At 70.4% G+C, this 7,985-nt stretch carries 8 protein-coding genes; all 8 read left to right on the forward strand.

What is annotated here, in order from left to right:
• Positions 1–9 precede the first annotated feature (9 nt).
• The 8 genes from VGW35_09670 (at position 10) to VGW35_09705 (ending at position 7,769) form a co-directional block, all read left to right on the forward strand.
• A complete protein-coding gene (locus tag VGW35_09670) occupies positions 10–624 on the forward strand; it encodes a CBS and ACT domain-containing protein (protein ID HEV8307923.1) in 615 nt (204 codons plus the stop codon).
• 22 nt (positions 625–646) lie between these two features.
• Positions 647–1,528 carry a CoA ester lyase gene (locus VGW35_09675; GenBank protein ID HEV8307924.1) on the forward strand — a complete coding sequence of 294 codons (882 nt, stop codon included), beginning with the start codon at positions 647–649 and terminating at the stop codon, positions 1,526–1,528.
• Between the two features lie 110 nt (positions 1,529–1,638).
• A complete protein-coding gene (locus tag VGW35_09680) occupies positions 1,639–2,544 on the forward strand; it encodes a DUF4392 domain-containing protein (GenBank protein ID HEV8307925.1) in 906 nt (301 codons plus the stop codon).
• Positions 2,545–2,555: 11 nt separating this feature from the next.
• Positions 2,556–3,872, forward strand: coding sequence for an aminotransferase class III-fold pyridoxal phosphate-dependent enzyme (locus VGW35_09685; GenBank protein HEV8307926.1), 1,317 nt, complete (start codon positions 2,556–2,558; stop codon positions 3,870–3,872).
• Between the two features lie 24 nt (positions 3,873–3,896).
• Positions 3,897–4,214 carry a hypothetical protein gene (locus tag VGW35_09690; protein HEV8307927.1) on the forward strand — a complete coding sequence of 106 codons (318 nt, stop codon included), beginning with the start codon at positions 3,897–3,899 and terminating at the stop codon, positions 4,212–4,214.
• Positions 4,211–5,056 carry a c-type cytochrome gene (locus tag VGW35_09695; protein HEV8307928.1) on the forward strand — a complete coding sequence of 282 codons (846 nt, stop codon included), beginning with the start codon at positions 4,211–4,213 and terminating at the stop codon, positions 5,054–5,056. Before VGW35_09690 ends, VGW35_09695 begins: the two co-directional genes overlap by 4 nt.
• A gap of 440 nt (positions 5,057–5,496) precedes the next feature.
• The gene (locus tag VGW35_09700; protein ID HEV8307929.1) at positions 5,497–6,291 is read left to right on the forward strand and encodes a DUF6602 domain-containing protein; all 795 of its coding nucleotides are present in this window, start codon (positions 5,497–5,499) and stop codon (positions 6,289–6,291) included.
• 104 nt (positions 6,292–6,395) lie between these two features.
• A complete protein-coding gene (locus tag VGW35_09705) occupies positions 6,396–7,769 on the forward strand; it encodes an IS1380 family transposase (GenBank protein ID HEV8307930.1) in 1,374 nt (457 codons plus the stop codon).
• Positions 7,770–7,985: the final 216 nt, after the last annotated feature.

Genomic DNA, 7,985 nt, shown 5'->3' on the forward strand with positions numbered 1-7,985 from the left:
GACGAGGCCGTGGCGCTTGCCGTCCGGGACATCATGTCGACCGACCTGGTGACCGTCAGCCCCGAAGAGTCCGCCCGCCGGGCCTACGAGCTGATGCGCGACCGCCGCATCCGGCATCTGCCCGTGCTGGCGGAGGGACGGCTGGTGGGCATCCTCTCCGACCGCGACCTCCGCCCCGTCCTGCTCGCGCCGGGGCTGGCCCACGCCACGGTCGCCGAGCTGATGAGCGAGCACCTCACGACGATCCGCCCCGACACGCCGGTCGAGGACGCGGCGAGTCTCCTCGTGGTCAAGAAGATCGGCTGCCTCCCCGTGGTCGACGGCGACCGGCTCGTCGGCATCGTCACCGAGACGGACCTGCTGGCGGTGCTCGTGGAGCTGCTCGGGCTCCTCGCCCAGTCCACACGCCTGGACGTCGCGGTGCCGGGAGGCCCCGACGCCTACGAGAAGGTCGTCGACATCATCCGCCGGAACCAGGGCCAGATCATGAGCGTCGGCGCGGTGCCGGGAACGGCCGGCGAGACGATCTTCAGCGTGCGGCTTTCGCCGTGCGATCCGCGACCGATCGTCGGGGCGCTCACGCGCGCGGGCTTCCGGGTGCTCTCCCCCCGGCTCGGGAGCTGAGCCCTGGCGAGCTGCTGACCTGATGCCGCTCCGGCTCCGCCGCAGCCTCCTCTTCGTCCCGGGAAGCACGCCCGAGCGGATCGCCAAGGCGATCGCCACCGAGGCCGACGGAGTGATCCTCGACCTCGAGGACGCGGTGGCGCCGGTCCAGAAGCCCCAGGCCCGCGAGTGGGTCGTCGCCGCGCTCCGGCGGGTGGACTTCCGGGGCCACGAGCGCGTCGTGCGCGTGAACCCGCTGGAGGGCCCCTACGGCCGGGACGATCTGGCTGCGGTCGTGCCGGCGGCGCCCGACGCGCTCCTCCTGCCGAAGGCCGGATCGGCCGCGGAGCTCCGCCGCATAGACGACGAGGTGACCCGGCTCGAGCGCGCGGCGGGGTTCGAGCCCGGGCGCATCCGGTTCCATCTCCTCATCGAGACGGTGGTGGGCGTGCTCGACGTGGCGGCGCTCGCCCGGGGCTCGCCGCGGAACGCCGCGCTCTTCTTCGGCGCCGGTGATCTCGTCCGCGAGACGCGCGGGCGGCTGGTGCCGAGCCGCGCCTCCGAGCTCTACGGGCTGAGCCAGGTGCTCTTCGCCGCCCGGGCGGCTGGCCTCGATGCGCTCGACACGCCCTACTTCGAGCTCGGGAATGCCGCCGGGCTCGAGGCGCACACCCGCTTCGCCGCCGACCTCGGGTACGACGGGAAGGCGGTGATCCATCCCAAGCAGATCGAGGTGGTCAACCGGCTCTTCACGCCCTCCCCGGAGGCCATCGCCGAGGCCCGGCGAGTGGTCGCCGCGTACGAGGAGGCGGAAGCGGCCGGCGCCGGCGCCCTCAGCCTCGGCGGCCAGTTCATCGACGCGGTCCACGTCGCCATCGCCCGGGAGACCCTGACCCGGGCGCGGCTGGCCGGCGTGGAGGGGTAACCCGGCGCCCCGTCGCGTGGCCCCGCGCCACCCGAGGCGGCGCAGGCCTCGCCGGCCGTGCCGCCCGGGTTGTCGGGCCGAGGACTCTCTGATAGGCTGTGAGGGTTCTCATGGGCCCCGCCTCTGATCCGATCGAGACTCTCTGCGCGCTGGATCCCGCCGGGCGCGGCATCGCCCGGCTGCTGCTCCCCGGGGCCATGGCGGGAGCGGCCAAGAGCCTGGCCGGCGCCGCGCGGGTGGCGCTCGTGACCGGCTTCGTCCCAAAACGGGAGTGGGGATGTGAGACCGACGGGCCCTCGGGCACCGTCGTCCTGGGGCGGGGGCTGCGCGCGCTCGGAGCCGAGGTCGTCTACCTGGCCGATCCTCCGGTGCTGCCGATCCTGGAGGCGTGCTTGAAGGTCCTGCGGGAGCCCCTGGACCTCGTCGCCGTGCCGGCGGAGCCGGTGGCGGCCGTCGCCGAAGCCCGGCGCGCCCTCGGGACCTTCCGCCCCTCCCACCTCGTCGCCGTCGAGCGACCCGGGCGGGCGGCGGATGGCGACTACTACAACGCGCGCGGCGGGTCCGTCGCGGCCTGGAACACCCCGCTCGACGCCCTCTTCCGCGGCCGGCGAGCCGGGACGGTGACCGTGGGCATCGGAGACGGCGGGAACGAGATCGGGATGGGGCGCGTGCGCGCCCGCGTCGGCCGCGACGTCGCGCTCGGCGCGCGGATCGCGTCGGTGGTGCGGACGGATCACCTGATCGTGGCCGGGACCTCGAACTGGGGCGCCTGGGGCCTGACCGCGCACCTCGGTCTCCGGACCGGGCGCGACCTCCTCCACACCCCCGACGAGGAAGGGCGGCTGACCCGCGCCATGGTGGCGGCGGGCGGCGTGGACGGGCTCACCGGGGCGGCCCGACCGAGCGTGGACAGCATGCCGCTCAGCCTGCACCAGACGCTCCTCGGCACGCTGCGGGAACTGACCGAACACCTTCGAGAACGGCGCGGGCGGGCGCCTCGGGCGACCTCGACCTGAAGGGAGACGACATGGCGGAGACGCTGCTGGAACGCTACCGGAAGACCCGGCCCGGCTCGTGGGCGCGCTGGGAGCGCGCCTGCCGCGTGATCCCGGGCGGGATCACCCACGACAGCCGGCACCTGACGCCCTTTCCCCTCTACGTGAGCCGGGCGGCCGGACCACGGAAGTGGGACGTGGACGGGAACGAGTACATCGACTACTGGATGGGGCACGGCGCCCTCTTCCTCGGCCACGCCCACCCGACGCTCGTCGAGGCGGTCCATGCCCAGATCGGGCGCGGGACGCACTACGGGGCCTGCCACGAGCTCGAGGTCGAGTGGGCGGAGTGGATCACGCGGATCGTCCCGTCGGCCGAGCTGGTCCGCTTCACCATGACCGGCACCGAGGCGACGCACCTGGCGATCCGGCTGGCCCGAGCGGCGACCGGACAGCCGAAGCTCGTGAAGTTCACCGGCCACTTCCACGGCTGGGCCGACGGCGTGTCGGCCGGGGTCAACCCGCCCTACGAAGTCCCGATGTCCGCCGGCATCCCCGGCCCGGTCCTCGGCGAGGTGCTCCTCGCCCCGGCGAACGACATCGGCGCGCTGGAGCGGCTGGTGGCGAGCCGCCAGGACGTCGGGGCGGTCATCCTGGAGCCGAGCGGCGCCCAGGCCGGGACGGCCCCCATCGACTCCGGGTTCCTCAAGGACCTCCGGCAGCTCACGGCCGACCGCCGGATCGTCCTCATCTTCGACGAGGTCATCACCGGCTTCCGCTACGCCCCGGGCGGCGCCCAGGAATACTACGGCGTCACGCCCGACCTGACGACCCTCGCCAAGATCGTCGCGGGCGGCCTCCCCGGGGCGGCGGTCTGCGGCAAGCGCGAGCTGGTGAGCCTCATGGCCTTCGGCGCCGACGCCCAGTGGAATCGCACCCAGCGCGTCGCGCAGAACGGGACGTTCAATTCGAACCCCCTCTCGGCGGCGTCCGGCATCGCCATGCTCTCGCAGATCGCCGACGGGAAGCTCCACGAGACGGCCAACGCCCGCGGGGCCGAGCTGCGCCAGGCCCTCAACGAGGTCTTCCGCAAGGCCGGAACCCCGTGCGTCGCCTACGGCGATGTCTCGATCTGTCACATCTCGCTCGAGGGGCCCCCGGGCCGGGAAGGCCCCCCGAAGAACCCGGCGCTCTACCACAAGTGGCGCTGTGCGCTGATCCTCCACGGGGTGGACATGTCGGCCTACCACGGCTGGGTCTCCACGGTCCACGGCGAGCGCGAGATCGAGGAGACGGCCCAGGCAGTGGCTCGCGCGGTCGCGGACCTGCAGGCAGAAGGGGCACTCTAGGGCAGGATGCTGCCGTAGAGGCGGATGCTCCCGGCCGAAGACAAGCACCGCGAGCTGCGACGGATCTACGACCTCGCGCGCGAGGCGGAGGTCTTCGAGGGTGGCGTCACCTTCCAGGATGACGCCGACATCCTGATCGTCGGGAACTGGGCTCTGCTCGCGTACGACGAGGAGGACGAGCTGGCGTTGTCCTTTCACCTGAACGCCCACCCGGTCGAAGTGGCGCGGCTCACCCGCTTCCTCGTCGAGCACGACGTGGAGTTCGTCCTCTACGAGGCGTTCGTCGTCAACGACCGCGACGAGATCGTGTTCGAGTCGGACCTCCCGGACGGGGCGCCGTGACGCCCGGCGTCCGGGTGCTCGGCGGGCTCGCGCTGGCCGGCCTCGTGCTCGGCGCCGCGGCCTGGCTGGCCGTGGGACAGCCGGCCCGGCCGACCCGGGAGGCCCATCCCGGCAAGGCCGACTTCGACCGATACTGCGCGAGCTGCCACGGCGAGGGCGGCAAGGCCGACGGTCCCGCCGCCGCGGCCCTCCCGGTGAAGCCGCCACCGTTCACCGACGGGCGGATCCTGAACCCGCTGCCCGACGACTTCCTCTTCAAGGTCATCAGCGAGGGGGCCGGCTCGGTCGGGCTGGCGCCGCAGATGCCGGCCTTCCGGCCCCCGCTCACCGACCGCCAGATCCGCGACATCATCGCCTACGTGCGGACCTTCGCCGATCCGCCCTACCGGCCCGAGCCGGCCCCGGCCGTGGCGCAAGTGGCGGCGCCTCCTCAGCAGCCCATCGAGTTCAGCCACGTGATCCACGCCGGGTCCTACCGGATCGACTGCCAGTACTGCCACGCCGACGCCCGCCGGTCTCCCTACGCGGGCCTCCCGTCCGTCGAGCGCTGCATGGGATGCCACAAGATCGTGGCCGCCCAGGGCAATCCCGAGGTCCAGAAGCTCCACGGGCACTGGAAGGACAAGCGGCCGATCGAGTGGGTACGGATCCACAAGGTGCCCGGCTTCGTGTACTTCCCGCACAAGCGTCACATCGCGGCCGGCCTCGCCTGCCAGACCTGTCACGGCCCGGTCGAGCGGATGCAGCGGGTGGCCCAGGTGGCCCCCCTCACGATGGGCTGGTGCATCGACTGCCATGCCCAGAGGAAGGGCCCGCTCGACTGCGTCGTCTGCCACCACTAGTTGCTCGGGGGGTCTCGGAAGCCCCCCCGATACCGGTTGCGGCGGCACAACCGCCGCACGGAGCGCTGCCCGACGCACTCGCCCGGAAATACCCGCAAGCGGGCCGTGAGTGGGCGTGGCAGCGGTGTTTCCCGCGACGCGCAGGCCGGCACATCCTGAACCGTGGGCCGGCCGCCGTCCGCAGTCCGGCCGACCGGCGTTCACCCCATGATGGTCCCGAGCGCAACGCCCAGGCGCTCCGCCTCTCCCGTGTTAGGCTGCAGCGCCTCGCCGCGTAACCGGGCACGAACCCATGTGGCTCGTTCACCCCAAGTCCGTGCCAGATCAGGTGATAGCAGGCTGAACCCGTCGCCCCGGCCGGCGTGATAGACTGCGAAAGTCCGCCGTATTGGGGGTGTTATACAGTTCTGTCTAACTCACGTTAGGCACACAGGAAGAAGATGAGCACTGGCCCACAGACTCCCGGCGTCGAGGCATACTACGACACGCTGCAGAAACTCTTTCACCTTCAGTCACAGGTCTTGAGTGGAGTCCTCCCTCACTACGGCGAACGTGGAGCAAACGATGAGGAACGCGCGCGTGACTTCCTCTCCAAGGTCCTCCCGAGGAAGTTCTCCGTCGGAACCGGGTTCATCGTCTGCTCGGCTCCAGACCTGCCACCGAGCAGCCAGACCGATATCGTGATCTATGACGAGATACACAACTCTCCGCTGCACCGCGAGTTGTCTGCGTACGTGTACCCAGCCGAGATGGTCTATGGGACGGTCGAGGTCAAAGCCACGCTCCGCTCCGGAGACCTAAAGAAGATCCTCGAAGATGTTCAGAGGGTCCGCGCCATGGCTAAGCACCGATGGTATGTGCGCTACCTGTCCAGACCGAGGGACCCAGCGCGCCCGACTGAGCTTGTTGTAGTGCCCGACGAGTTCACGATCTCCGCTCCCCCGTCCCGGAGCTTCGTGTTTGCTTTCTCTCAGGAAGGTTGGAGTAGCATCGAGGGCCTGGCCGACAGCCTCACGAGGGCCACGCGCGAAGTACCAGCGCACCTGCACGGCCTGGTCGTCCTAAGCGACAACTGGTATCTGGCTCAAGAAGCGTATGCTGGCCGCGACCCCAGATACTACACGTCCACGAAGAATGCGCTCCTCCAGTTCGTCAACGGTCTAGTGCATAGTCTTGCTAGCTTGCCAATGTTTCAGTGTTCGATCGACAAGTACCTCGGGGCGCGTGGTGCCTAACCCGCATTATGCGTGAAAGATGAAACAAAGGAGCCACCGAGCCCCTCAACGGTGCTATAGAAGCGGTGATGAGGCGCTTCGACACCGAAACGCGAGGAGGCTCGATGGCTACAGACTGTATACCTCAGGTGACCTTCGAGTTCCAAGGGGTGCCGCAGCCGATCATGGCGCGGTTCGACCAGGCTCACGCGAGCTCGGATGGCGGGGCCCTGCTGCTCAAGGCCCTCGACGACCGGCTGGGGGTGACGGAGCGGCTGGCCCACAGCGTGAGGGATCCACGGCAGCCCGGCAAGGTCGAGCACGAGCTGATCGAGCTGGTGCGGCAACGCGTCTACGGGATCGCCTGCGGGTATGCCGACTGCAACGACGCCGCGCGGTTGGCCGAGGACCCGGTCCACAAGCTCCTGCTCGAGCGGGATCCCCTCGCCGGGCCCGCCCTGGCTTCCCAGCCCACCCTCTCCCGCTTCGAGAACGCGGTGGGCTGGCGGGAGCTCTACCTGGCGAGCGTGGGCCTGGCCGACTTGGTCATCGAGCACCATCGCGCGCGGCTGAAGGGGCGCGCCCGCCGCATCACAATCGACCTCGATCCGACCGACGATCCCACGCACGGGCAACAGGAGTTCACCTTCTTCAATGGCCACTACGACACGTGGTGCTACCTGCCGCTGGCGGCGACGCTGACGTTCAACGCCGAGCCGACGCAGTATCTGGTCGCCGCCGTGCTGCGGCCGGGCAACAGCCCGGCCAAGCGCGGCGCCATCGGCCTGCTGACACGGCTGGTGCCCCGCCTGCGCGCCGCCTTTCCGCGGGCCATCGTCCGGGTCCGGCTCGACGGAGGCTTTGCCAGCCCCGAGGTGTTGGACTTCTTGGACGCCGAGGCCGACGAGTACGTAGTGGCCATGGCGAGCAATGTCCGCCTGGTCAAGCGCAGCCGCCGGTTGATGGGCCGGGCCCGAAGGCTCTCCCAGGCCAGTGGCCAGACCGAACACCTCTTCGGCGAGACGCGGTACGCGGCCCGCAAGTGGACGCGCAAGCGGCGGGTGATCATCAAGGCCGAGGTGGTGCGGCATCCCGAGCGCGCGTCCAAGAACAATCCTCGCTTCGTCGTCACGAACCTCCCCGACCCGCCGGAGGTGGTCTACCAGGTCTACTGCGCGCGCGGCGACATGGAGAACCGGCTCAAGGAGCTGCATCACGGGCTGGAGATGGATCGGACGAGCTGTCATCGGTTCACGGCCAATCAGTTCCGGGTCCTCCTGACGGCCGCGGCGTACATCCTGTTCCAGACCCTGCAGGCTCATGCCCAGGGCACGGCGTGTGCCGACGCGCAGGTCAGCACCCTGCGCGAGCGGCTGCTCAAGCTGGCGGCCTGGGTCGAGCGCTCGGCGCGGCGCATCGTGCTGCATCTGCCCACCACGTACCCCTGGCTGACGACCTGGCGGCAGATCGCCGTGGCCGTCGGCGCGGCGCCCGCCTAAGCTCGGCCGTCCGCCCGAGCCACTCGGAAACCGCCGGACACCCATCTCTCCGCGACCCTCTGGAGTACCTGGCATGAGCGCTCCCCAGCGGTTCGCCCCTTGCGTGGCGGCGATTCCTCGCCGCCCGACCATTCGGAGTGGGCTCATTCGCGCTCTACAAGGCCGTGACGGGCGTGGACGCCAGGCAAAACGCCGGTTCACGCATAATACGGGCTA

The organism is Candidatus Methylomirabilota bacterium (assembly GCA_036005065.1).
Lineage (GTDB): Bacteria > Methylomirabilota > Methylomirabilia > Rokubacteriales > DASRDR01 > DASYQW01.